Below are 22,739 nucleotides of genomic sequence, written 5' to 3' on the forward strand. Positions count from 1 at the left end.
GCCCCCATGTCGAACGTACCCAATAGTCCGGCCGCCGATGAGAGCGGACCGCCGCGCCAGGGTCGCGCCCACGGCTCGCGCCACGCGCGCGTGCCGCCGAACCCGATTCCGCCCTTCGAATTTCCCGCCGCGCTGCCGGTCACCGGTCGCCGCGAGGAGATCGCGCGTGCGATCCGCGACAATCAGGTCGTGATCGTCTCGGGCGAAACGGGCTCGGGCAAGACCACGCAACTGCCGAAGATCTGCCTCTCGCTCGGGCGCGGGCGCGGCGCGGGCGGCAGCGGGCTCATCGGTCATACGCAGCCGCGCCGGATCGCTGCGTCGGCCACGGGGCGGCGCATCGCCGAGGAACTCGGCACGCCGTTCGGCGAGGTGGTCGGCTACAAGGTGCGTTTCACCGACAATCTGGCGCCGGGCGCATCGGTCAAGCTCATGACCGATGGCATTCTGCTCGCCGAGACGCAGACCGATCCGCTGTTGCGCGCCTACGACACGCTCATCATCGACGAGGCGCACGAACGCAGCCTGAACATCGATTTTCTGCTCGGCTATCTGAAGGAGATTCTGCCGAAGCGGCCCGATCTGAAGCTGATCGTCACGTCGGCCACGATCGATGCCGAGCGCTTCGCGCGTCATTTCGGTACTGAGTCGAAGCCTGCACCCGTCATCGAAGTGAGCGGGCGGCTTTACCCGGTCGAGATCCGCTACCAGCCCGTCGAAGACCCGCGCGAGCGCAGCGCGGCGATCAAGACGGCGCAGGGCACGGCAGCCACACCGTCCCCGCGCGAACGCGCGAAGGGTGCGCGCGAAGCCGAGCGCGATCTCATCGACGCCATCGTCGATGCCGTCGACGACCTGTGCCGCGAAGGCCCGGGCGACGTGCTCGTCTTTCTGCCGGGCGAACGCGAGATTCGCGACACCGCCGAGGCGCTGCGCAAGCACCACCCGCCGCACACGGAAATTCTGCCGCTCTTCGCGCGGCTCTCCGCGGCCGAGCAGGCGCGCGTGTTCAAATCGTCGAATGCCCGGAGGATCGTGCTCGCAACGAACGTCGCCGAAACCTCGCTGACGGTGCCGGGCATTCGCTATGTCGTCGATACGGGGCTCGCGCGCGTGAAACGTTACTCGTACCGCAACAAGGTGGAGCAGTTGCAGGTCGAGCCGGTGTCGCAGGCCGCGGCCAATCAACGGGCCGGGCGTTGCGGCCGGGTGGCGGACGGCATCTGCATCCGGCTTTACGACGAAGCCGATTTTCAGGCGCGCGCGCGGTTCACCGAGCCGGAAATCCTGCGCTCGTCGCTGGCGGCGGTGATTTTGCGGATGAAGGCGCTGCACCTCACCGCCATCGAGACGTTTCCGTTCATCGAGCCGCCGCCGGGCCGCGCCATTGCCGACGGCTACCAATTGCTGGCCGAGCTGGGCGCCGTCGACGACGACAATGAACTGACGCCGCTCGGGCGCGAGCTGGCGAAGCTGCCGCTCGATCCCCGCGTGGGGCGCATGATCCTCGCCGCGCGCGATCAGGATGCGCTCGCCGAGGTGCTCGTCATTGCGAGCGCGCTTTCGGTTCAGGACCCGCGTGAGCGGCCGGCCGAGGCGCAGGAGCAGGCCGATCAGGCGCACCGTGCCTTCGCCGACGAGCGATCGGAATTCCTGCAATGGCTCAAGATCTGGCGTTGGTTCGGCGAAGCAGTGGCGCACAAGAAATCGAACCGGCAACTGGTCGATGCGTGCCGCGAGCGCTTTCTTTCGCATCTGCGGCTGCGCGAATGGCGCGATGTTCATTCTCAACTGCTCACCGTGGTGCGTGAGCACGGCTGGCGGATCAACGAAAGCGAAGCGACCTTCGAGCAGATTCATCTGGCCCTGATGACCGGCCTCATCGGCAATCTCGGCCTCAAAGCCGACGACGAGCCGTACTATCTCGGCGCTCGCGGGATCAAGTTCTTTCTCTGGCCCGGCTCGACGCTGGCCAAGAAGGCGGGGCGCTGGGTGATGGCGGCCGAGCTGGTCGAGACGAGCCGCCTCTATGCGCGCTGTCTCGCGAAAATCGAGCCGGAATGGATCGAGAAGGTCGCGTCGCACCTCCTCAGGAAATCGCTCTCGGAGCCGCATTGGGAAAAGCGTGCGGCCCAGGTGGCGGCATTCGAGCGCGCCGTGCTCTTCGGGCTGCCTGTCTACCATCGGCGGCGCGTCGCGTTCGGCTCGCAGGCTCCGGCGCGCGCGAGAGAGCTTTTCATTCGCGGTGCGCTCGTCGAGGGCGAGTTCGATACCAAGCTCGGGTTTTTCGCCCATAACCGCAAGCTGCTTGCCGACATCGAGCAACTCGAGCACAAGTCGCGCCGGCAGGACGTGCTGGTCGACGACGAACTGATCTTCGCGTTTTACGATCAGGCGCTGCCCAAAGGCATCTACACCGGGGCCGCATTCGAGCGCTGGTACCGCAATGAAGTGAAACGCAGCGGCCAGCCGGAGGACAAACTCCGCTTGCTCTATCTGTCGCGCGACGACCTCATGCGTCACGAGGCGGCGGGCATTACGACCGATCTGTTTCCGAAGCGTGCGGCGATGGCGGGTGTCGACATGGCGCTCGCCTATCATTTCGAGCCGGGCTCGCCGCGCGACGGCGTGACGCTCGCCGTGCCGCTTTTTGCGCTCAATCAGGTCGACGCGCTGCGCGCCGAATGGCTCGTGCCGGGCATGCTGAAGGAAAAGGTCCAGTTGCTGCTCAAATCGCTGCCGCAGAAGCTGCGCCGGCATTGCGTGCCGCTGCCGGAGTACGCAGCGGGATTCGTCGAACGTCACGCCGGACGCTTTGGCGTGCCCCCATTGCACTCCTCGAAGGGGGCTGGCGTCGGCGCGGGCGAGTCGCCTCGCGGCGCAGGTGGTCTCGTCGAGGCGCTGATCGCCGACGTGCGCGAGACGACGCAGGTCTCGATGAAACCGACCGACTTCAAGCTCGAAACGCTGCCGGCCCACCTCTTCATGAACTTCAAGGTCATCGACGAGCACGGGCGGCAGCTCGCGATGGGCCGCAATCTGGCCCAGTTGCGTGCCGAGCTCGGCGGCGAGGCGCAGCGGCAGTTCCAGAAGCTGGCCGTCGGTGCGTCGCTCGACGGCGCTGCCGGCATCGGGCAAGCGCGCCCGGATGCCGAGGCCGGCGCGCGCGGACCTGCCGGGGCGCGACAGGCGCCGCGTGAAACCGCGGCGGCCGAGTCCTCCCGCAGTGCGTCGGCCGGCGCGGGCGGCGAGGCGACGGCGCTGTACGAGAAGCTGACGACCTGGAACTTCGGCAAATTGCCGGAATTGCTGGAGATTCGCCGCGGCGGCCAGACGTTGTTCGGCTATCCGGCGCTCGTCGATCGCACGACCCATTGCGACATCGAAGTCTTCGATTCGCCCGACGAGGCGGCGCGTGCGCACCGGGCCGGTCTGCGGCGGCTTTTCGCGTTGCAATTGCGCGAGCCGATCAAATATCTGGAGAAAAACCTGCCCGGCTTGCGCGAAATGGCGCTGCAGTTCATGCCGCTCGGTACGCAAGAGGAGCTGCGCGATCAGCTGATCGACACGGCGCTCGACCGCGCGTGCCTGCAAGATCCGCTACCCGACGACGACGCGACGTTCCACGCGCGCCGCGACGAGGGCAAGAGCCGGCTTTCGTTGCTCGCGCAGGAAATCGCGCGACTCGTCGGACAAATCCTCGCCGAATACGCGGCCGTGACGAAAAAGCTCGTGCAGGCCAAGCCGCACGCGGCCGCCTATGCGGATATGCAGCAGCAACTGCAGATGCTGATCGGCAAGCGGTTCATCGTCGACACGCCGTATGCCCAGCTTGCGCATTTCCCCCGCTACTTGAAGGGCATTGCGCTGCGCATCGACAAGCTGAAGGCCGATCCGGCCCGCGACGCACGGCAATTCGCGGAGCTGCAGCCGCTCGCGCAGCAATACCAGCGCGCGCGGCAGGCCCGCGGCGGTGTACCGGACGCACGGCTCGCCGAGTTCCGCTGGTTGCTCGAGGAGCTGCGCATTTCGCTCTTCGCGCAGGAGCTGCGCACGCCGATGCCCGTTTCGACGAAGCGGCTCCATAAGGTGTGGGAATCGCTGCAAAGATGATCGAGAAAACTTCGACGGTGCCGATAACCCGATTAGGGCGCGCAAACGGAAAAAGCAGTATTTATTCCGAGGCCGTCAACCTCGGCCCGCGCCAAGCCGTTTAAAGGGGCGTTGGCCATTCGAACGAGTTCTCATGCCCAAGATTATTTCCTTCCGCGCGCGGGGCCTGATCGGCACCGCGGCGCTCGCGCTGCTGGCGGCAAGCGCCGCCGCCGTCTCGTTGCCTGCCTATGCCAACAACGTCATCGTTCTGAATTCGGCCGAGGCGACGCTTTCGCTGATCGACGAGGCGACGCATCAGGTCGTCGGTACCGTGCCGACGGGCAAGGAACCTCATCACCTGATGGCGACGCCCGACAATAAAACGTTGATCGTCGCGAATTCGGTCTCGAACGATCTGATCTTCGTCGATCCGAAGACGGGCAAGCCCCAAGGGCGCGTGCCCGGCATCGAGGACCCGTATCAGCTCGGTTTTTCGCCCGATCGCAAGTGGTTCGTCACGACGGGGCTGCGTCTGGACCGGCTCGACATCTACAGCTACGACGCGCCTACCAACGGCCTGAAGCTCGTGCGGCGCCTGCCGCTTGCGACGATGCCGAGCCATATGGCGTTTTCCAACGACAGCCGGACCGTGTTCGTGACGCTGCAGGTGTCGGGCGAACTCGCGGCGATCGATCTGCCGACGCAGACAGTGCTCTGGAAAATGCCCGTGGGTAAGACTCCGGCGGGGCTCTGGATGACGCCGGGCGACAAGTATCTGCTCGTCGGCATGACGGGCGAGGACGACGTGGCAGTCGTCGACTGGCGCACGCGGTCCGTAGTCAAGCGGATCAGGACAGGTAACGGCGCGCACAACTTCCGCTCGCTCGACGACGGCCGCCATGTGCTCGTCAGCAACCGCGTTGCGAATACGATCAGCATCCTCGATGAACAGACGCTGACGAACGTCGGCGATATCACGGGCCTGCTGCCTGGCCCCGACGACATGGAACTCACCGCGGACAAACGCTACCTCTGGGTGACGTTCCGCTTTGCGAAGCACGTCGGCATCATCGACATGACCACGAAAAAGCTCGTGCAGACGATTGCCGTCGGCCGCTCGCCGCATGGGATCTATTTCTACGATCGCGCCCCGGTAACGGCCGCGAACGGCGCGTAAGCCAGGGGCCGCGCGCGCCGCCATGCTGCATTCGGTCATCGCTTCGCTCGACGGCGTCGTTTCGGCGCTGCAGACCTGGGCCTATGTCCACGTGGTCCAGCCGCTCCTGTTCCGGTTCGGCTGGATGGACTACGACGAAGATTCCTACGATGCGCTCTATCCGGTGATCGTCGGCTTGCTGACGATCGGTGCAGCCTATCTGCTGCTGCGCCCCCTCGAGGCGCTGCGTCCGGTCGAACGATGGGAAAACCGCCGGGCCGTGCGCGTCGACGTCCTCTATACGGCCATCTCCAAGCTTGGCCTCTTCAATCTGCTGTTCTTCCTAGGTTTCCAGCCGTTCTTTGCCGACTTGCAGGTCTGGCTGCGCTATCGCGGCATCGCCAACATGGACCTCGATCACCTGTGGCCCGGCGTCACGTCGCAGCCGATCGTGGCATTCCTCATCTACCTCGTCGTACTGGATTTCGCCGGCTACTGGTATCACCGCTGGCAGCATCGCTTCGGCATCTGGTGGGAGCTGCATGCGGTTCACCATAGTCAGCGCCAGTTGTCGCTCTGGTCGGACGATCGCAACCATTTGCTCGACGGGATCGCTCAGGCTTCGTTCTTCGCTGCCATCGCGCTGGCGATCGGGGTGGCGCCGACGCAGTTCGTGGTGCTCACGGCCGTGACGAACTTTCTGCAAAGCGTGCAGCACACGAACGCGCGGCTCGGCTTCGGGCGTCTGGTCGAACGGGTACTCGTCAGCCCGGCGTTCCATCGTCGCCATCACGCGGTCGGCTACGGACACGAGGGCACCGCCTACGGCTGCAACTTCGGCGTGCTCTTCCCCTGGTGGGATATGCTCTTCGGCACTGCCTCGTGGGTTCGGTCCGTCGAGCCGACGGGGATCCGTCAGGAAATCGAGGGCGAATCGTATGGCGATGGCTTTTTCTCGCAGCACTGGCTTGCGTTCGCGCGTATCGCGCGGCGGCTCGGGTTCGGCCGCGGCGCGCGCCGAGGCAGTGCGCCGGCCGCCTGAAGGCGCATGCCGATGAACGAGCTCATGCGTGCATTCGGCCGGGCGCTCGCGGGCGTGCTGCACCCGCGCGTGCTGTGGCTCACGTTCTTGCCGTTCGTGATCGCCTCGGCGGGATGGGGGCTGTTCTTCTGGTTCACCTGGCAGGACCTCGTCGGCACCGCGCGCGGCTGGCTTGCCGGCTCGACGTTGGGGATGGCGCTTTACCGCGCGTTCGACTGGGTGGGCTTGACCAACCTGCATGCGGTGATTGCGCCGCTCATCGTCGTCGCGTTCTCGATTCCGGTCATCGTTTCCACCGTATTGCTGCTGATCGCCACGCTGTCGATGCCGATGGTGGTGCGGCACCTGTCGGCCCGCCGGTTCCCGACGCTGGAGGCGCGGCACGGCGGAACCTGGTACGGCAGCCTCGCGTACGGCATTGCGACGACGCTCGTTTGCCTGCTGCTCATTCTCCTCACGCTGCCGCTTTTCGTTCTGCTTGCGCCGCTGCTGCTGATTCCACCGCTTTTTGCCCTGATTTCGCCGCTCTTCGCGCTGATTCCGACGCTGTTATGGGGCTGGCTCACCTATCGCGTGATGACATACGACGCGCTGGCGCTGCACGCGAGCCGCGCCGAGCGGCTCGCGTTGATGCGGCGCCACCGTGTGCCGCTGCTTGCGATCGGCATTGCGAGCGGCCTCATGGGGACGCTGCCGACGTTGCTCTGGGCCTGGTCGCTCTGGCTCGTCGTGCTCTTTCCCGTCATTGCAGCCGTCACGATCTGGATGTACGCGTTCATCCTCGTGTTCTCCGCGCTCTGGTTCGGTCACTACTGCCTGGAGGCATTGCAGGCGATGCGCGAAGAAGAGGGCTTGCAGCCGTCACGATCATGAACGACGATGAGCGATCTCTCATCTTCGTGAGGCGGTCATGGCATTTGGCGTCATCATCATCGGCGATGAAATCCTGTCGGGTCGGCGTACCGACAAGCATCTGCCGAAGGTCATCGAGCTATTGAACGCGCGGGGCCTGGCGCTCGCCTGGGCCGAGTACGTCGGCGACGACCCCGCACGGATCACGGCCACGCTCGAGCGCAGTTTCGCCTCGGGCGACATCGTCTTTTCGACGGGAGGCATTGGCGCGACGCCGGACGACCATACCCGGCTTTGCGCGGCCAACGCGCTCGGTGTTCCGCTCGAGTTGCACCCGGAGGCGGCCGAACTGATCCGCCAGCGAATCCGCGACATGCACCCGGCCGGCGCGCCCCCGCTCGATCTCGATTCCCCCGAAAATCGTCATCGCCTCAATATGGGCGTCTTTCCGCGCGGCGCCTCGATTATTCCGAACGGCTACAACAAGATTCCGGGGTTCTCGATCGGAGATCACCATTTCGTTCCCGGTTTCCCCGTGATGGCGTGGCCGATGATCGAATGGGTACTCGATACGAAGTACGCGCAGATGCACCATCGAGTCGCGCATGCCGAGCGATCGCTGCTCGTGTTCGAGCTCATGGAGTCGACGCTGACGCCGTTGATGGAGAAAATCGAAGCGGATTTTCCGGGTGTTCGCGTATTCAGCCTGCCGAGCGTGGGCGACGCGGAGCGTGGCGGCGTCTATGCCCGGCGGCACATCGATCTCGGTGTGAAGGGCGAACCGGAAGCCGTCGCCGCGGCCTTCGTCAAGTTGCGCGAAGGGGTGCACCTGCTGGGCGGCGATGTCGTCGAACCCGAAGCCGGGCAGACGCGATAGCGCTCGCCCGAGAGCGCCACGACGCAGGACCTGCGTTCGCGTGGGCGCAAGCTCAGGCGCCGAGCCAGGGCAACCCGCTGTGGCACCAGCCGTCGACCGTCTTGCGATGACCGTTGCCGTCCTTCGCACCTTCGAAACCTTCCAGCAGGTCGAACGCTTTGCCGAATCCCGCCTTTTCGGCTGCGACGGCGGCCAGCTTCGAGCGCGCGGCGCTGCGGCACAAAAAGATGAGGTGCGTATCGGCCGAGACTACGCTGCGTAGTTGTTCGATGAACTCCGTGTTCGGCACGCCGCCGGGGTAGCGCGTCCATTCGATGTGGATATACTGGCCGTCGCCGACGACCGGGCGGCCGACCCAATCGAGTTCGGCGCGCGTGCGGACATCGACGAGCCGGGCCTCAGGCTTGAGCTGGAGAAACTCGAAAGCCTCGGCCGGCGTGAAAGCGCCGGCGTAGGGCAGTTGATGTTCGGCGCGGCGTTTGTCCGCTTGCGCCAGGATCTGTTCGAGCGTACTCATGAAGCCGGTCTCCTCGTGGCAAAAAAGCATTTTAGCGCGGTGAGCTTGCGTGCGAGCACGAACAGGTTGGGGCGTCCCGATAAGGGGGTGCCCCAACGGGGTGCATAATCCCACTGAGTGCACCGAATTAGAGCGCTCCGGCGCGCTGCGTTCGAATCGCGCACCGAAAAGGTGCCTTCTTGCCGACCCGCACGGCGACAAGGCACGTCACGGTGCAGCGCAGCGTTCCAATGCAGGGCGCGGCACTTGGCGTCGGCACGAGGGACCCATTGAGTCGTGCGGGAAAACGAGCATGCCTGGCACGAAAGATGCTCTAACGGGCGGCGACCGCTTGCGCGGTGGTATCCGGCGTACGAAGTCGTTCGCCGGGGCTCTCGCGCAGTGAAGAACCGCCGAACCTATCAAATGGAGAAGAGGATATGAGTAAAACCGTGGCCGACGTCATGCAGCTCGTCAAGGACGAGGACGTCAAGTTCGTCGACTTTCGCTTCACCGACACGCGCGGCAAGGAGCAGCACGTCTCCGTTCCGCTGTCGGCGTTCGACGGCGACAAGTTCGAAAGCGGCCATGCGTTCGATGGTTCCTCGATCGCGGGCTGGAAGGGCATCGAAGCATCGGACATGTTGCTCGTGCCGGACCCCAACACCGCTTTCATCGACCCGTTCTACGAAGAGCCGACGCTCGTGTTGACGTGCGATGTCGTCGAGCCTGCGGACGGCAAGGGTTACGAGCGCGATCCGCGCTCGCTCGCCAAGCGCGCCGAAGCCTACCTGAAGAGCACTGGCCTGGGCGACACCGCCTTCTTCGGACCGGAACCCGAGTTCTTCATTTTCGATTCGGTGCAGTGGAACACGGATATGTCGGGCTGCTTCGTGAAGATCGGCTCGGAAGAAGCGCCGTGGTCGTCGGGCAGGGAATTCGAAGGCGGCAACACCGGTCACCGTCCGGGCACGAAGGGCGGCTATTTCCCGGTCGCTCCGGTGGATTCGTTCCAGGACATGCGCTCGGAAATGTGTCTGCTGCTCGAGCAGATCGGCATTCCCGTCGAAGTGCACCACCATGAAGTGGCCGGCCAGGGCCAAAACGAGATCGGCACCAAGTTCGCGACGCTCGTGCAGCGCGCCGACTGGACGCAGCAGCTCAAGTACATCGTCCACAACGTCGCGCATACGTACGGCAAGACGGCGACGTTCATGCCGAAGCCGGTCGTCGGCGACAACGGTTCGGGCATGCACGTTCACCAGTCGATCTGGAAGGACGGCCAGAACCTGTTCGCCGGTAACGGTTATGCGGGCCTCTCTGAGTTCGCGCTGTTCTACATCGGCGGCATCATCAAGCATGCTCGCGCGCTGAACGCGATCACGAACCCGACGACGAACTCGTACAAGCGCCTCGTGCCGCACTTCGAAGCACCGGTGAAGCTCGCCTACTCGGCGCGCAACCGCTCGGCCTCGATCCGTATTCCGCACGTGTCGAATCCGAAGGGCCGCCGTATCGAGACGCGCTTCCCGGACCCGATGGCCAATCCGTACTTCGCGTTCTCGGCGCTGATGATGGCGGGCCTCGACGGCGTGCAGAACAAGATCCATCCGGGCGAAGCCGCGGACAAGAATCTCTACGATCTGCCGCCGGAAGAAGACGCGAAGATCCCGACCGTCTGTGCCGGTCTCGATCAGGCGCTCGAGGCGCTCGACAAGGATCGCGAGTTCCTCACGCGCGGTGGCGTGTTCACGGACGGGATGCTCGACGCGTATCTGGAGCTCAAGGAAGGCGAACTGCAACGCTACCGCATGACGACGCATCCGATCGAGTTCGAAATGTACTACTCGCTCTAAGCATTGCGATGCGCAGCGCCCACCTCCGTGGCCGTTGCGCAGAACATGCTTGCGATCGGTCTCGAGGGACGGCGCCGCCGTCCCTTTTTTGTGTGTCGGCCGCAGTGAGCGCTTCGGCGCTTGCTGCGGCTTCCTGCCGGGTCGGCCCAGGGTGACCGTGCTTTCACGATGGCGCTAAAAAATCTGATCAAGACCAGCAAAGGGCAGAGCGAGCCTTTGACAGACGATGCCGCGCTTGGCGCATCCGGTCTGTTGCCGGGTCTCGAGGCGTTGCCGACGGTCGTGCTCGTGCTCGAAAAGCGCACGCTGCGCGTCGCATTCGCGAACCCGTCCGCCGAGTCGCTGCTCGATTTATCGCGGCGTCAATTGATGCAGATGTCGTGGCCCGACATCTTTGCGAACGGTGATGTGCTCGTCGAGACGATCGCGGCGATCGCGGAACAACGATTCCATGCGACGCATCTCGACGCGGAATTCGAGCGTCCGGGCCGTGAAACGCTGCAAGTGCACATGGTGGTGGGTTTTCTCGAAAGCGCGCCGGACTACGTGTTGCTCGAGCTGTTCCAGAACGAGCGGCACTTGCGGACCGATCGCGAGGAACGCATTCACGATCTGGCGACCGCCAACAAGCAGTTGATCCGTAACCTCGCGCATGAAATCAAGAACCCGCTTGGCGGTATTCGCGGCGCGGCGCAATTGCTCGAATTGGAGCTCGACGCGCGGGAGCGGCACGAGCTGCGTGAGTACACGCAGGTGATCGTCAAGGAATCCGATCGGTTGCAAACGCTCGTCGACCGCCTGCTCGAGCCGCATCGGCATCCGCATATCGTGGGCGACGTGAATATCCATGAAGTCTGCGAACGCGTGCGCGCGGTCATCCTGGCGGAGTTTCCGCGCGGCCTCACGATCGAGCGCGATTACGACGTGAGCGTGCCCGAGCTGCGCGGCGACAAGGAGCAACTGATTCAGGCGCTGCTCAACATCGTGCGCAATGCGGCCCAGGCGCTGCGCGAACGCATCAGCGAGGGCGATGCGCGCATCGCGTTGCGCACCCGCGTGGCGCGCAATGTCACGATCGCCAAGCGCCTTCATAAACTGGCATTGGACTTGCGTGTCATCGACAACGGCCCGGGCATCCCGCACGACATCCGCGAGCGCATTTTCTATCCGCTCGTCTCCGGACGCGAGGGGGGCAGCGGGCTCGGCCTCACGCTTGCGCAGACTTTCGTGCAACAGCACGACGGGATGATCGAAGTGGAAAGCCGGCCGGGCCACACCGAGTTTCAGATTCTATTGCCGCTAGATAATTGACCAACGACCTTCCATGAAGCCGATCTGGATAGTAGACGACGACCAATCGATTCGCTGGGTGCTCGAAAAGGCGCTCGCGCGCGAGAACCTGGCCACGCGCAGCTTCCCCAACGTGCGCGAAGCGCTGGCCGCGCTCGAGCACGAGACACCGCAAGTGCTCGTCTCGGACATCCGGATGCCCGGTTCGTCGGGCCTCGATCTCTTGCAGTCGATCCGCCAGCGGCTGCCCGAGCTCCCCGTCATCATCATGACGGCGTACTCGGACCTCGACAGCGCCGTGGCCGCGTTTCAGGGCGGCGCATTCGAATACCTCGCGAAACCGTTCGATATCGATCGCGCCGTCGAGCTCATTCACCGTGCCGTCGACGAGAGCTTGCGCGGTGCCCATGCGGCCGATCCGTCGCTTGCCGACGCGCCCGAGATGCTCGGTCAGGCACCGGCGATGCAGGACATGTTCCGTGCGATCGGGCGCCTTTCGCATTCGTCCGCGACGGTGCTCATCACGGGCGAATCGGGCACCGGCAAGGAGCTCGTCGCGCGCGCATTGCACCGGCATAGCCCCCGTGCGGGCGGCCCGTTCATCGCGCTGAACACCGCGGCGATTCCGAAAGATCTTCTGGAGTCCGAACTGTTCGGCCACGAGCGCGGTGCGTTCACGGGCGCGCAGGCGATGCGGCAAGGTCGTTTCGAGCAGGCAGAGAACGGCACGCTCTTTCTCGACGAAATCGGCGACATGCCGTTCGATCTCCAAACGCGGCTGCTGCGCGTGCTGTCGGATGGGCAGTTCTATCGCGTCGGCGGCCACAGTCCGCTGCGCGCGAATGTGCGCGTGATCGCGGCGACGCACCAGAACCTCGATGCGCGCGTGCGCCAAGGCCTCTTTCGCGAAGATCTCTATCACCGGCTCAACGTCATTCGCTTGCGTTTGCCGCCGCTACGCGAACGCAAGGAGGATATCCCGCTGCTCACACGGCACTTCCTGCAAAAGAGCGCGCGCGATCTCGGGGTCGAGCCGAAGCGCGTATCCGAGGCCACCGTTGCCTATCTTGCCTCGTTGCCGTTCCCGGGCAACGTTCGTCAGCTCGAGAACCTCGCGAATTGGCTCACGGTGATGGCGCCCGCGCAGACCATCGAGATCAAGGACTTGCCGCCCGACCTCGTGCCGCTGCAACAGCCTGCGCATGCCGCCAGCGAGATCGTCGCGGGCACGGCGATAGCCGGCGCCTCGGCTGTTGCGGGCAACATGCCGCTCGAGGCAGAGGCCAACGGCGCGTCGATGACGGCGCCGACACCCGCCGTGCTGGGCACCGTGCCGACCGGCTCGCCGGTGGGCGTATGGGAAAGCGGTTTGCGTACCGAAGTGGCGCGCATGCTGCGGGAAAATGCGCCCGACGTGATGGACGAACTGGCTCGCCGTTTCGAAGCCGCGGTGATACGCGAAGCGCTCGACTTCACGCGGGGACGCAAGGTCGAGGCGGCCGAACGGCTCGGTATCGGGCGCAACACGATTACACGCAAGATCCAGGAGCTGCGTCTCGAATCGTGAGGTGCGAAGGGGTGTACACGGGACCGTGCGAGGTACAGCGAAGTGCCTCGCGGTGCGTGGCCCCGTGCTACGCTGCCTGAGCGCGGGTGCTCTCAGCGATTGCCATAACGCGGATTGGCTTCGAGAAACACGCCAACGTTGGAAGCATATTCATCGTATTTGAATTGCACATCGGCAAGACCGGCCAATGATTTCAAATAGTGCGGTTTTGTGCCGTAATACGCATCTACGCACGGTTGCTCGAGCACACGGTTGTTTTTGTCGTAACAAGCGGTAAGCGTTCGGGCGACAGGAATCTTCGTGCCGTATCCGGAGCGATTGGCGTCATATTCAGGGGCCTTCGTCCCCAGGTCTCCCTCGGCGAATTTGACTGCCTCGAATTCCGTGGTGTACTGATCGCCGCTATCGGCGTGCACGGCCGTACATTGGACCTTGTATTGGCCGCTTGGGCCGGCAAGCAGGCTTTGCAAAGTGATGACCGAAGCGCCGCTTTGCTCCTGCCCTTGCGTGGTGGTGCTTTGTCCGCCGCTATGCGTGGCGATGCATTGAACGGATCGATAGGTCCTCGCGGCGCCCTCCTGGTTGACGAAATCGATCGAGGGCGCCGCGCAAGCGACCGTGGCGACGCAAAGAGGCAGCAATCCAAAGACGGCGGTTGTTCCAAACTTCATATAGCGGCTTTTCCTATGGGTTGATGTGAGAAGCGCGCTCAGAATAACGTCGGTTCAGCCGATATTTGCGATCACCGGCGCATGATCGGACGGTTGATCCCATTTGCGCGGCGTTTTATCGACTTCGCAATGGGTGCAGCGTTCGGCGAGCGGCGGCGATAACAGGATGTGATCGATCCGCAGGCCGGCATTCCGCCTGAACGCGAGCATGCGGTAATCCCACCAGGTGAACGTTTTCTCCGGCTGTTCGAATCGGCGAAAAACGTCGACCAGTCCGAGACCGGTCAATTTGACGAATGCCGCACGTTCTTCCGGCGAGACCAGATTTTGCCCCTCCCAAGCTTTCGGGTCATGCACGTCGCGGTCTTCGGGCGCGATGTTGTAGTCGCCCAGCAGCGCGAGCGACGGGTAGCGTGTCATTTCGCCGCGGAGCCATTCGGCGAGCGCTTCGAGCCAGCGTAGCTTGTAGGCGAATTTTTCGGTGGCCGGAGCCTGGCCGTTCGGAAAGTATGCCGAGACGATGCGCAGGCCATTCACCGTGGCGGCGATCAGGCGCTGCTGTTCGTCGGCAAAGCCCGGGATGTTGCGCACGATATCGGTCTCGTCGACTTCGACGCCATCCCGCACGAGGATACCGACGCCGTTATAGGTCTTTTGCCCCGCGCACCAGCTCCGATAGCCCTTTGCGGCAAGCTCGGCATGCGGGAACTTTTCGTCGGGCATTTTCAGTTCCTGCAGGCACAGCACATCGGCTTGACTGAGCTCGAGCCAATCGATGACATGCTGCTGGCGCACCTTGAGGGAATTCACGTTCCACGTGGCGAGTTTCATGTTTTTCCGCATCCTTGCTAAGACGTTTTTATCCGGTCGGGTTGGGGCTCGTCGTTTCGTTCGCTGCGCGTCATTTTCGGCGACGGGAACGCTCGAGTCCGGTTCGATTCGCTAGCCTGCGACAGCGTGCGTTTTCCGGATCGTATCGCGCTTCGGCATACCCTGTCTTGGTCGGCGGCTCCCATGAAAATCAATCTCAGACAACTCGATATCGCTGCGATCGAGCCGGCGGATCCGGAAGCGCTCGCGTCCGAGGTGTCGCCGCGGCGGCAGCGATCGCCGTCGTCGAATGCGGCTTTGGCGCAGTTCAAGGCGCGCTCGGCCGACGAGGGCGCATCGTCGCCGCGATCGAATCGAAGCGATCTCAAGCGGCCGCTCGAGAAAGACGATGACCTGCCGGGGCCGGCGGCGGTGAAACGGCAGCGGCGCCCCGACCTGCCCAGTCCGAAATCCCCGCGCACCGGCCTGTCTCCAGGGGCTGCTTCAACGGCGCGGCCCGTGTCGTCGCCGTACAGAAAATGGGCGTCGTTCATGGACGCGGCCCGGCGTCCTGGCAAGCCACGTATGCCGGGAGACCCGTCGCGAACCGCCACGCCCGATCAACTTCTCAGAGCGGCACGCAAGTACTCGCGCCAGGGCAGCAGCGATCAAATGCTCTTCGATACGCTGAGTCCGAGCCTGGTGGCACGGCTCAATGAACTGCCGATCAAATCGACCTTGGCCTCGGCCATTGCCGCGATGAAGCCGGGCGTCGCGCAAACCAGTTCGGGATTCCGCGAGGTGAGGCTGGCTGAGTCCCCGCGAACGCGGGCTGCGCAGCCCCTCAAAGAGCCGCTCGGCAGGGGCAGGTTTGGCACTGCCTATGCGGTGACGCTTGCGGAAAATCTGATAAGGAACGGCAAAAATCTTGGCCGAGAGTTCGTTTTCAAGGCACTGCTCCGCCCGGATCCCGAGAACCCCGTGCCGGTCGATCTGTATGCGGCGTTACATGGCGACGAAATGAACGACCCGGCGGCAAGGGAAGGGGCGATTCAGAGGAAAAAGCAGCAGATAATCGATGAATTTCAGATCACGGCGGCGCTGACGAAGACCGCTCACGTCATGCAGGTCTACGACCTGGTTCGCATCGACGATGAATTCGGAATTCTGTGCGAAAAGATAAATGGCGAAAATATCGGAGGCGTCGTCAAAAAATCGCGAGCGGCGCTCGAAGCGGTCGTGATCGACGAACGAGACTATCTGGACCTCGTGAAGCAGGCGATCGCCGATATCCTCATCGCGATTGCACTATGCGAGCAGCAAGGGGTGACCCATTCGGACATTTCTCCGAACAACGTCATGTATGACGCGGATGAGAAGATGTTCAAGCTGATCGATATGGGCAATGGTCGTGAGGTAGGACAAAGGCGTCCGCCGGGCACGCCTGGGTACACCGATATCTCGACGTCGGTCGCCGATCACAAGAGCGACATCTACGGTGTCGGACAGTTGCTCGCCTATTTCGTCAAAAGCGGCACAACGCCCACCGGGATAAGTGGCTTCTCCGCCGAGAGCTTGACCGTCGACGACTTCCCGTTTTTCGACGATCTGCAGTATCTGCCATCGACGGACAGGGACGAAATCCTCGACGTCACTCGCCGTATGATTCAGCAGCCGCCTGAAAGCAGGCCTTCGTCGATCGAATTGCTGCGGCATCGATTTTTTGCGGGGCTGGCTCCTCGGGACCAGACGCACCTATCTTACGAAAAGATGGAGCGATGGCATCGCAGCCAGTCGATCTCGTCGAGGTTTACCGCGTGTTATCCCCACATCGAAGACATGCAGGCCAGAGACGCCATCTACGACCTCGTAGTGGGGTTGAACGAAATGTGGCAAGACGATCAACAGCGGAACCGTCAGGCAGACATCGGGGAGCGCTTGAAAAAACTGAGCGACCCGTCGGTTCGGCAACTGTTGGATCGCGCCGAGCAACTGCAATCGGGTGGCGCGGGGCTTGCGTCGACTGAATCCGGGCGGGCCGACGCCGACGCGTGATGCGCTTCGCCCGCGCAGTGACGGACGACCTTGACTGCGACAGGGTTTTGGCGGCGGGTCTACAATGATTCCAGTCGGTTTCAGCGCGCGTCCGGAACGTGCGCCAGTGCATACGGGCGCCCACTGATACCGTCGTCGTCCTGGGTTGGGATCGTGGGGCCTGAATCAGTACTGTTCCGGTCCTGATTAGGAGAACGATGCAATGCTGCGTATGAGCAAGCTGGCCGATTACGGCACGGTCATCCTCGTCGCGATGGCCCGGGAGCCGGAGGCTGTGCAAAGCGCCGGCAACCTCGCCAGCGTCACCGGCATTCCCGTGCCCACGGTCTCCAAGGTCATGAAGATGCTCGTGCGCGGTGGGCTGACGGCCTCGCTGCGCGGCGTCAGCGGCGGCTACCGGTTGAAACGCTCCGCCGCGCTCGTCTCGCTCGCGGACATCATCGCCGCCGTCGACGGGCCGTTCGGCATGACCGAATGCAGCCTGGCGCCGGGCGTGTGCCAGCAGGAATCGATCTGTAGCGCGCGGGCGAACTGGCAAAAGGTCAATCGTGTCGTCTTCGAAGCACTGAGGCAGGTCTCGCTGGCCGATTTGGCAGGGCCGGTGCTCAGCGATGTCGACATCAGCGCGATTCGCGCACGCGAAGCCGTACCGCTCGTACGCGCCGCCGCGCGCCGGAGCTGACCGGGAGAAACGCATATGAGTTCAACGCCATCCAGCCTCGATCGTCTGATCAATCGCGAATACCGCCACGGATTCGTGAGCGACGTGCTGGCCGATACGCTGCCGCGCGGCCTGTCCGAGGACGTGATCCGGCTCATCTCGGCGAAGAAGGACGAACCGGCATTCATGCTCGAATGGCGGCTTGCCGCCTATCGCCATTGGCTGACGATGACGGAGCCCGCCTGGGCCACGGTTCGTCACCCGCCGATCGATTATCAGGACATTGCCTACTATTCGGCGCCGTTCGCACAAAAGGATGGCCCGAAGAGTCTCGACGAAGTCGATCCCGAGTTGCTGCGCACTTACGAGAAGCTCGGTGTTCCGCTCGAGGAGCGCGAATTGCTGGCGGGTGTCGCGGTGGACGCCGTGTTCGACAGCGTCTCCGTGGCAACGACGTTTCGCGAGCAACTCGGCAAGCTCGGCATCGTGTTTTGTTCGTTCTCCGAAGCGGTTCGGGAGCACCCCGATCTGGTGCGCCAGTATCTGGGCTCGGTCGTGCCGCATACCGACAACTTCTATGCCGCACTGAACTCCGCGGTGTTCAGCGATGGATCGTTCTGCTATATCCCGCCGGGCGTACGCTGCCCGATGGAGCTCTCGACCTACTTTCGCATCAATGCGCGCAACACGGGGCAATTCGAGCGCACGCTCATCATCGCGGACAAAGGGGCATACGTGAGCTACCTCGAAGGTTGCACGGCGCCGATGCGCGACGAGAACCAGCTGCACGCGGCGGTGGTCGAGCTCGTGGCGCTGGAAGGCGCGCAAATTCGCTATTCGACGGTGCAAAACTGGTATCCGGGCGATGCTCAGGGGCGCGGGGGCATCTACAACTTCGTCACGAAGCGGGGGGATTGCCGCGAAGCCGGCGCGAAAATCTCGTGGACGCAGGTGGAGACGGGCTCGGCCATCACCTGGAAATACCCGAGCGTGATCTTGCGCGGCGACGATTCCGTCGGCGAATTCTATTCGGTCGCACTGACCAATCATCGTCAGCAAGCCGATACGGGCACGAAGATGATCCACCTGGGCCGCAACACGCGCAGCACGATCGTGTCGAAGGGCATCTCGGCCGGGCATGGCAAGAACGCCTACCGCGGTCTCGTGAAAGTCGGCCGCGACGCGCACGGGGCGCGCAATTACACGCAATGCGATTCATTGCTGCTCGGCGATCGTTGCAGCGCGCACACGTTCCCGTATATCGAGGTGAAGAATCCGAGCGCGCACGTCGAGCATGAAGCCTCGACTTCCCGTATCGGCGAGGACCAGCTCTTCTATTGCCGGCAGCGCGGCCTGTCCGAAGAAGACGCGGTTTCGATGATCGTCAACGGATTTTGCAAGGAAGTATTCAAGGAGCTGCCGATGGAGTTCGCGGTCGAGGCGCAGAAGCTGCTCGGCGTGAGCCTTGAAGGCAGCGTCGGTTGAAGCGGCGCAACAGGAACCAGAACCATGCTCCATATCGATGACCTCCATGTCGAAGTAAACGGCAAGCCCATTTTGCGCGGTATCGATCTGCATGTCGGGGCGGGCGAGGTGCACGCCATCATGGGTCCGAACGGCTCGGGCAAGAGCACGCTCGCACACGTGCTCGCCGGCCGCGACGGCTACACGGTGACGGGCGGATCGGTCCGCTACGCCGAGCGCGATCTGCTGGCGCTGGCGCCCGAAGAGCGTGCGCGCGAAGGGATATTTCTGGCGTTCCAGTACCCGGTGGAAATTCCCGGCGTCAGCAACGTCTATCTGATGAAAGCGGCTTTGAACGCGCAGCGCAGGCACCGCGGCGAGCCCGAACTCGACGCGATCGATTTCCTGCAACTCGTCAAAGCGAAAATGGCGCTGATGCGGATGGACGAGGGCCTGCTTTACCGGGCCGTCAACGAGGGTTTCTCGGGTGGCGAGAAAAAGCGCAACGAGATTCTGCAGATGGCGGTGCTCGAGCCGCGTCTCGCGATTCTCGACGAGACCGATTCCGGTCTCGATATCGATGCACTGCAGATCGTGGCGGGCGGCGTGAATGCGCTGCGAAGCGCCGAACGCGCATTTGTGCTCGTCACGCACTATCAACGGCTGCTCGATTATGTCGCGCCGGACTACGTGCATGTCCTGGCTCATGGGCGCATCGTCAAGTCGGGCGGGCGGGAATTGGCGCTCGAGCTCGAGCGCAAGGGGTATGGTTGGCTTGCCGACGAAGCAGGCAGTCGAGGCGAGGAGGGCCGGCTATGAGCGATTTAACGGTCGATCGTTATCATCACGCGTTTCGCACGCTCGCGAGGACGCTGCCGGGTGCGGAGCTGCCCTGGCTGCGCGGCGCACGACGCAGCGCGTTCGAACGGTTCGACAAGCTGCGGTTTCCGACTACGCGGCAGGAAGACTGGAAATATACGAACGTTGCGTCGATCGGTGCGCGCGAATGGCATTTTGCGTCGCCGCGCGGCGATGTCGACGTATCGGCAATCGTCGACGATCTCATACTGGACAAGTCGGTGCATCGGCTCGTGTTCGTCAACGGTCGGCATGCCCCAAGGCTCTCGCGAACGAGCGGTCTGCCAGAGGGCGTATTCATCGGCAGCCTGACGCGCGCGCTGCGGGAGATTCCCGAGCAGCTCGAGGCGCTCCTTGCCCATCACACACCGCACGACGGTTTCGAGGCGTTGAACACCGCTTTCCTCAGCGATGGTTATGTGCTCGTGTTGCCGCCCGATTGCCGGCTCGACGCGCCGATCCAGATGCTGTTCGTCGCCGAGGAAGCCGGCCTCGCCATCCATCCGTTCAATGTCGTGATAGCGGGCCGCGGCACACGCTGTACCGTCATCGAGCAGTTCGTCGGCGTGGCCGACGACAGCTATCTGACGAACACGGTGACGCGCATCGTCGTCAAGGAGGGGGCCGACGTCGAGCATTGCCGGATTCAGCAGGACGCGCGCCGCGCCTACCATATCGGCCGCCTCGCGCTGGACCAGGAGCGTGCAAGCCATGTTGTATCGCATTCGTTCGCACTCGGTGCCGCCCTGTCGAGGGTTGAGATCGATACACGTCTGATGGGCACCGACGCCGATTGCACGCTCAACGGGCTCTACTTCGCGCTCGCGCGGCAACACGTCGATCATCACACCTGCATCGATCACGAGTCCGCGCGTTGCACGAGCCGCGAGTTCTACCGCGGTGTGCTCGACGGCGCGGCGCACGGCGTGTTCAACGGCCGCGTCGTCGTGCATCAGGATGCGCAGAAGACGGACGCGCACCAGTCCAACCGCAATCTGCTGCTGTCACGCGACGCCGAGATCGACACCAAACCGCAGCTCGAAATCTATGCGGACGATGTCAAGTGTACGCACGGTGCCACCGTCGGCAAGCTCGACGAGGCGCAACTCTTTTATCTGCGCGCGCGCGGCATCGATGAGCCGCAAGCACGCGCGACGCTGATCTGGGCGTTCGCGCGCGATATCGTCGATCGCGTCAGCGACGAAAACGTGCGGTGCCGGCTCGCGAAGATGCTGCTGGCACGCATGCCCGACGGCGAACGGATACAGCGGGAGCTCGCATGAAGCCCATCGAACCGCTCGCTTTTTTCGACGACTCGGCCCATGCGCGGTGGCGCAGCGATTTCCCGATTCTCGACGAACGCGTGCATGGCAAGCCGCTCGTCTACCTCGATAACGGGGCGACGACGCAAAAACCGGCTTCGGTCATCGAGGCGCAACGGGCTTACTACCTGCACTCGAACGCGAACGTTCATCGTGGCGTGCACGAACTCTCGCAGCGTGCGACCGATGCGTACGAGGGCGCACGTGCGCGGATCGCGCGCTTCGTCAACGCGGCGCGCACCGAGGAGATCGTCTTCGTGCGCGGCACGACCGAGGCGATCAACCTCGTTGCGCAAAGTGGCGTACGTCCTCGCCTGCAGCCCGGCGACGAGATCCTCGTGAGCGCGATGGAGCATCACTCGAACATCGTGCCGTGGCAACTCGTGTGCGCCCAAACGGGCGCCCAGCTCAAAGTGGTGCCGATCGACGACAGCGGTACGCTCGATATGGCCGCCTGCGAACGCATGCTCGGCGAGCGTACGCGGCTCGCAGCGTTCGCGCATGTTTCGAACGCGCTCGGGACGATCAATCCGGTGAAGCAACTCATCGAGCTTGCGCACCGGCGCGGGGTGCCGGTGCTGATCGACGGCGCGCAGGCCATCGCACATCTGCGCGTCGATGTGCAGGCGCTCGATTGCGATTTTTACGCGTTCTCCGGACATAAGGTATATGGCCCGACCGGTATCGGCGTGCTCTATGCGAAGGCGCGCCATCTCGAGGCGATGCCGCCGTGGCAGGGCGGGGGCGACATGATTCGCTCCGTCACGTTCGAGCAAACCGAATACAACGCGATTCCATGGAAGTTCGAAGCGGGCACGCCGGACATTGCTGGGGCGATCGGGCTCGCGGCAGCGCTCGATTATGTCGATGCGATCGGCATCGATGCCATCGGGGCGCACGAAGCGGCGCTGCTCGCTTATGCGACGCAGGCCATCGGGGCGCTCCCGCATATACGCCTGATCGGTACCGCGCGCGAGAAGGCCGGCGTGCTCTCGTTCGTTCATGACGAGGTCCATGCGCACGATGTCGGCACGATTCTCGATCACGAGGGTGTTGCCGTGCGAGCCGGGCACCATTGCGCGATGCCCGTCATGCAGCGCTTCGGGGTGCCGGCGACGGTGAGGGCATCGTTCGGGCTGTACAACACGCGTGCCGACGTCGACGCGTTGCTGCGCGGGCTGGCGAAGGTGCAGGAGGTATTCGGCCGATGAGCGATCTGCGCGAGCTCTACCAGGAGGTGATTTTCGATCACTACCGGCACCCGCGCAACCGCGGGGCGCTGGCGGATGCCAATCACAAGGCCGTGGGCTATAACCCGCTGTGCGGCGATCGGATTTCGCTCTATCTGCTCGTCGAGGACGGCATCGTGAAGTCCGTGCGCTTCGAAGGCTCGGGATGTGCGATTGCGACCGCATCGGCATCGATGATGACGGAGGCGCTCGTCGGCAAAAGCGAGATGCAAGTGCAGGCGCTGTTCGAACGGTTTCACGCGATGGTGACCGAGCAACGCGAGCCATCGGCCGACGAGCGCGAAGCGCTGGGCAAGCTGGCGACGCTGGCTGGCGTGCGTGAATTCCCTGCGCGCATCAAATGCGCGACGCTGGCGTGGCACACGTTGCGTGCTGCGTTGAACGATGCGGGCGAGACGGTATCGACGGAATGAGGAC

At 63.7% G+C, this 22,739-nt stretch carries 18 protein-coding genes; 15 read left to right on the plus strand and 3 right to left on the minus strand.

From position 1 onward, the window contains the following. Window positions 1–6: 6 nt before the first annotated feature. The 5 genes from hrpA to ACR9ZC_RS14615 all read left to right on the plus strand — a co-directional run bounded on the left by hrpA (window position 7) and on the right by ACR9ZC_RS14615 (window position 8,022). Window positions 7–4,113 carry an ATP-dependent RNA helicase HrpA gene (gene hrpA / locus ACR9ZC_RS14595; RefSeq protein WP_481580844.1) on the plus strand — a complete coding sequence of 1,369 codons (4,107 nt, stop codon included), beginning with the start codon at window positions 7–9 and terminating at the stop codon, window positions 4,111–4,113. Window positions 4,114–4,246: 133 nt separating this feature from the next. After that, window positions 4,247–5,272, plus strand: a complete 1,026-nt coding sequence (locus tag ACR9ZC_RS14600; RefSeq protein WP_481580845.1) for a YVTN family beta-propeller repeat protein — start codon at window positions 4,247–4,249, stop codon at window positions 5,270–5,272. A gap of 22 nt (window positions 5,273–5,294) precedes the next feature. Further along, complete coding sequence (locus tag ACR9ZC_RS14605) at window positions 5,295–6,293, plus strand: sterol desaturase family protein (RefSeq protein ID WP_481580846.1); 999 nt, start codon at window positions 5,295–5,297, stop codon at window positions 6,291–6,293. Window positions 6,294–6,305: 12 nt separating this feature from the next. Next, on the plus strand, window positions 6,306–7,166 hold the full coding sequence (locus ACR9ZC_RS14610) for an EI24 domain-containing protein (protein ID WP_481580847.1): 861 nt from the start codon (window positions 6,306–6,308) through the stop codon (window positions 7,164–7,166). A 37-nt stretch (window positions 7,167–7,203) separates the two neighbouring features. Continuing rightward, the gene (locus ACR9ZC_RS14615) at window positions 7,204–8,022 is read left to right on the plus strand and encodes a competence/damage-inducible protein A (protein ID WP_481580848.1); all 819 of its coding nucleotides are present in this window, start codon (window positions 7,204–7,206) and stop codon (window positions 8,020–8,022) included. Between the two features lie 52 nt (window positions 8,023–8,074). On the opposite strand, the gene ACR9ZC_RS14620 is transcribed toward ACR9ZC_RS14615, so the two are convergent. Then, window positions 8,075–8,539: a rhodanese-like domain-containing protein gene (locus ACR9ZC_RS14620; protein ID WP_481580849.1), complete on the minus strand. Its 465-nt coding sequence runs from the start codon at window positions 8,537–8,539 to the stop codon at window positions 8,075–8,077. Between the two features lie 419 nt (window positions 8,540–8,958). Between ACR9ZC_RS14620 and glnA the strand changes: the two genes are divergently transcribed. From glnA to ntrC, 3 genes are all read left to right on the plus strand, one after another. Further along, a complete protein-coding gene (gene glnA / locus ACR9ZC_RS14625; RefSeq protein WP_331566845.1) occupies window positions 8,959–10,374 on the plus strand; it encodes a type I glutamate--ammonia ligase in 1,416 nt (471 codons plus the stop codon). A 168-nt stretch (window positions 10,375–10,542) separates the two neighbouring features. After that, window positions 10,543–11,685 (plus strand): nitrogen regulation protein NR(II), encoded by a 1,143-nt coding sequence (gene glnL, locus ACR9ZC_RS14630; RefSeq protein WP_331566847.1) that lies wholly within the window; start codon window positions 10,543–10,545, stop codon window positions 11,683–11,685. Window positions 11,686–11,698: 13 nt separating this feature from the next. Continuing rightward, entirely contained in the window at window positions 11,699–13,231 is a 1,533-nt protein-coding gene (gene ntrC / locus ACR9ZC_RS14635) for a nitrogen regulation protein NR(I) (protein WP_481580850.1), read from the plus strand. 92 nt (window positions 13,232–13,323) lie between these two features. Here ntrC and ACR9ZC_RS14640 read toward each other — a convergent pair whose 3' ends face one another. Continuing rightward, window positions 13,324–13,902, minus strand: coding sequence for a hypothetical protein (locus tag ACR9ZC_RS14640; protein ID WP_481580851.1), 579 nt, complete (start codon window positions 13,900–13,902; stop codon window positions 13,324–13,326). Window positions 13,903–13,956: 54 nt separating this feature from the next. Beyond that, window positions 13,957–14,733, minus strand: coding sequence for an exodeoxyribonuclease III (gene xth, locus ACR9ZC_RS14645; RefSeq protein WP_481580852.1), 777 nt, complete (start codon window positions 14,731–14,733; stop codon window positions 13,957–13,959). A 183-nt stretch (window positions 14,734–14,916) separates the two neighbouring features. Here xth and xopAU point away from each other — a divergent pair, with 183 nt between their 5' ends. From xopAU to sufU, 7 genes are all read left to right on the plus strand, one after another. After that, window positions 14,917–16,767, plus strand: coding sequence for a XopAU family type III secretion system effector serine/threonine kinase (gene xopAU / locus ACR9ZC_RS14650; protein WP_481580853.1), 1,851 nt, complete (start codon window positions 14,917–14,919; stop codon window positions 16,765–16,767). 202 nt (window positions 16,768–16,969) lie between these two features. Continuing rightward, window positions 16,970–17,449 (plus strand): SUF system Fe-S cluster assembly regulator, encoded by a 480-nt coding sequence (locus tag ACR9ZC_RS14655; RefSeq protein ID WP_331566857.1) that lies wholly within the window; start codon window positions 16,970–16,972, stop codon window positions 17,447–17,449. A 15-nt stretch (window positions 17,450–17,464) separates the two neighbouring features. Further along, complete coding sequence (gene sufB, locus ACR9ZC_RS14660; RefSeq protein WP_481580854.1) at window positions 17,465–18,913, plus strand: Fe-S cluster assembly protein SufB; 1,449 nt, start codon at window positions 17,465–17,467, stop codon at window positions 18,911–18,913. A 24-nt stretch (window positions 18,914–18,937) separates the two neighbouring features. Then, complete coding sequence (gene sufC / locus ACR9ZC_RS14665) at window positions 18,938–19,711, plus strand: Fe-S cluster assembly ATPase SufC (protein WP_481580855.1); 774 nt, start codon at window positions 18,938–18,940, stop codon at window positions 19,709–19,711. Continuing rightward, on the plus strand, window positions 19,708–21,033 hold the full coding sequence (gene sufD / locus ACR9ZC_RS14670; RefSeq protein ID WP_481580856.1) for a Fe-S cluster assembly protein SufD: 1,326 nt from the start codon (window positions 19,708–19,710) through the stop codon (window positions 21,031–21,033). The genes sufC and sufD overlap by 4 nt, the downstream gene beginning before the upstream one ends. Next, window positions 21,030–22,283, plus strand: coding sequence for a SufS family cysteine desulfurase (locus ACR9ZC_RS14675; RefSeq protein ID WP_481580857.1), 1,254 nt, complete (start codon window positions 21,030–21,032; stop codon window positions 22,281–22,283). The genes sufD and ACR9ZC_RS14675 overlap by 4 nt, the downstream gene beginning before the upstream one ends. Next, window positions 22,280–22,735, plus strand: a complete 456-nt coding sequence (sufU, locus tag ACR9ZC_RS14680; RefSeq protein ID WP_481580858.1) for a Fe-S cluster assembly sulfur transfer protein SufU — start codon at window positions 22,280–22,282, stop codon at window positions 22,733–22,735. Before ACR9ZC_RS14675 ends, sufU begins: the two co-directional genes overlap by 4 nt. The last annotated feature ends 4 nt before the right edge of the window (window positions 22,736–22,739 follow it).

It is taken from the genome of Trinickia sp. HAY1-2D, from assembly GCF_056754935.1.

Excerpts from the sequence above, each read along its gene's own strand:
- ACR9ZC_RS14615 (WP_481580848.1), top strand. The coding sequence starts at position 7,204 with ATGGCATTTGGCGTCATCATCATCGGCGATGAAATCCTGTCGGGTCGG.
- ntrC (WP_481580850.1), top strand. The coding sequence starts at position 11,699 with ATGAAGCCGATCTGGATAGTAGACGACGACCAATCGATTCGCTGGGTG.
- ACR9ZC_RS14640 (WP_481580851.1), bottom strand. The coding sequence starts at position 13,902 with ATGAAGTTTGGAACAACCGCCGTCTTTGGATTGCTGCCTCTTTGCGTC.
- hrpA (WP_481580844.1), top strand. The coding sequence starts at position 7 with ATGTCGAACGTACCCAATAGTCCGGCCGCCGATGAGAGCGGACCGCCG.
- glnA (WP_331566845.1), top strand. The coding sequence starts at position 8,959 with ATGAGTAAAACCGTGGCCGACGTCATGCAGCTCGTCAAGGACGAGGAC.
- sufD (WP_481580856.1), top strand. The coding sequence starts at position 19,708 with ATGAGCGATTTAACGGTCGATCGTTATCATCACGCGTTTCGCACGCTC.
- glnL (WP_331566847.1), top strand. The coding sequence starts at position 10,543 with ATGGCGCTAAAAAATCTGATCAAGACCAGCAAAGGGCAGAGCGAGCCT.
- ACR9ZC_RS14600 (WP_481580845.1), top strand. The coding sequence starts at position 4,247 with ATGCCCAAGATTATTTCCTTCCGCGCGCGGGGCCTGATCGGCACCGCG.
- sufB (WP_481580854.1), top strand. The coding sequence starts at position 17,465 with ATGAGTTCAACGCCATCCAGCCTCGATCGTCTGATCAATCGCGAATAC.
- ACR9ZC_RS14610 (WP_481580847.1), top strand. The coding sequence starts at position 6,306 with ATGAACGAGCTCATGCGTGCATTCGGCCGGGCGCTCGCGGGCGTGCTG.
- ACR9ZC_RS14675 (WP_481580857.1), top strand. The coding sequence starts at position 21,030 with ATGAAGCCCATCGAACCGCTCGCTTTTTTCGACGACTCGGCCCATGCG.
- ACR9ZC_RS14620 (WP_481580849.1), bottom strand. The coding sequence starts at position 8,539 with ATGAGTACGCTCGAACAGATCCTGGCGCAAGCGGACAAACGCCGCGCC.
- xth (WP_481580852.1), bottom strand. The coding sequence starts at position 14,733 with ATGAAACTCGCCACGTGGAACGTGAATTCCCTCAAGGTGCGCCAGCAG.
- sufU (WP_481580858.1), top strand. The coding sequence starts at position 22,280 with ATGAGCGATCTGCGCGAGCTCTACCAGGAGGTGATTTTCGATCACTAC.
- sufC (WP_481580855.1), top strand. The coding sequence starts at position 18,938 with ATGCTCCATATCGATGACCTCCATGTCGAAGTAAACGGCAAGCCCATT.
- ACR9ZC_RS14655 (WP_331566857.1), top strand. The coding sequence starts at position 16,970 with ATGCTGCGTATGAGCAAGCTGGCCGATTACGGCACGGTCATCCTCGTC.
- xopAU (WP_481580853.1), top strand. The coding sequence starts at position 14,917 with ATGAAAATCAATCTCAGACAACTCGATATCGCTGCGATCGAGCCGGCG.
- ACR9ZC_RS14605 (WP_481580846.1), top strand. The coding sequence starts at position 5,295 with ATGCTGCATTCGGTCATCGCTTCGCTCGACGGCGTCGTTTCGGCGCTG.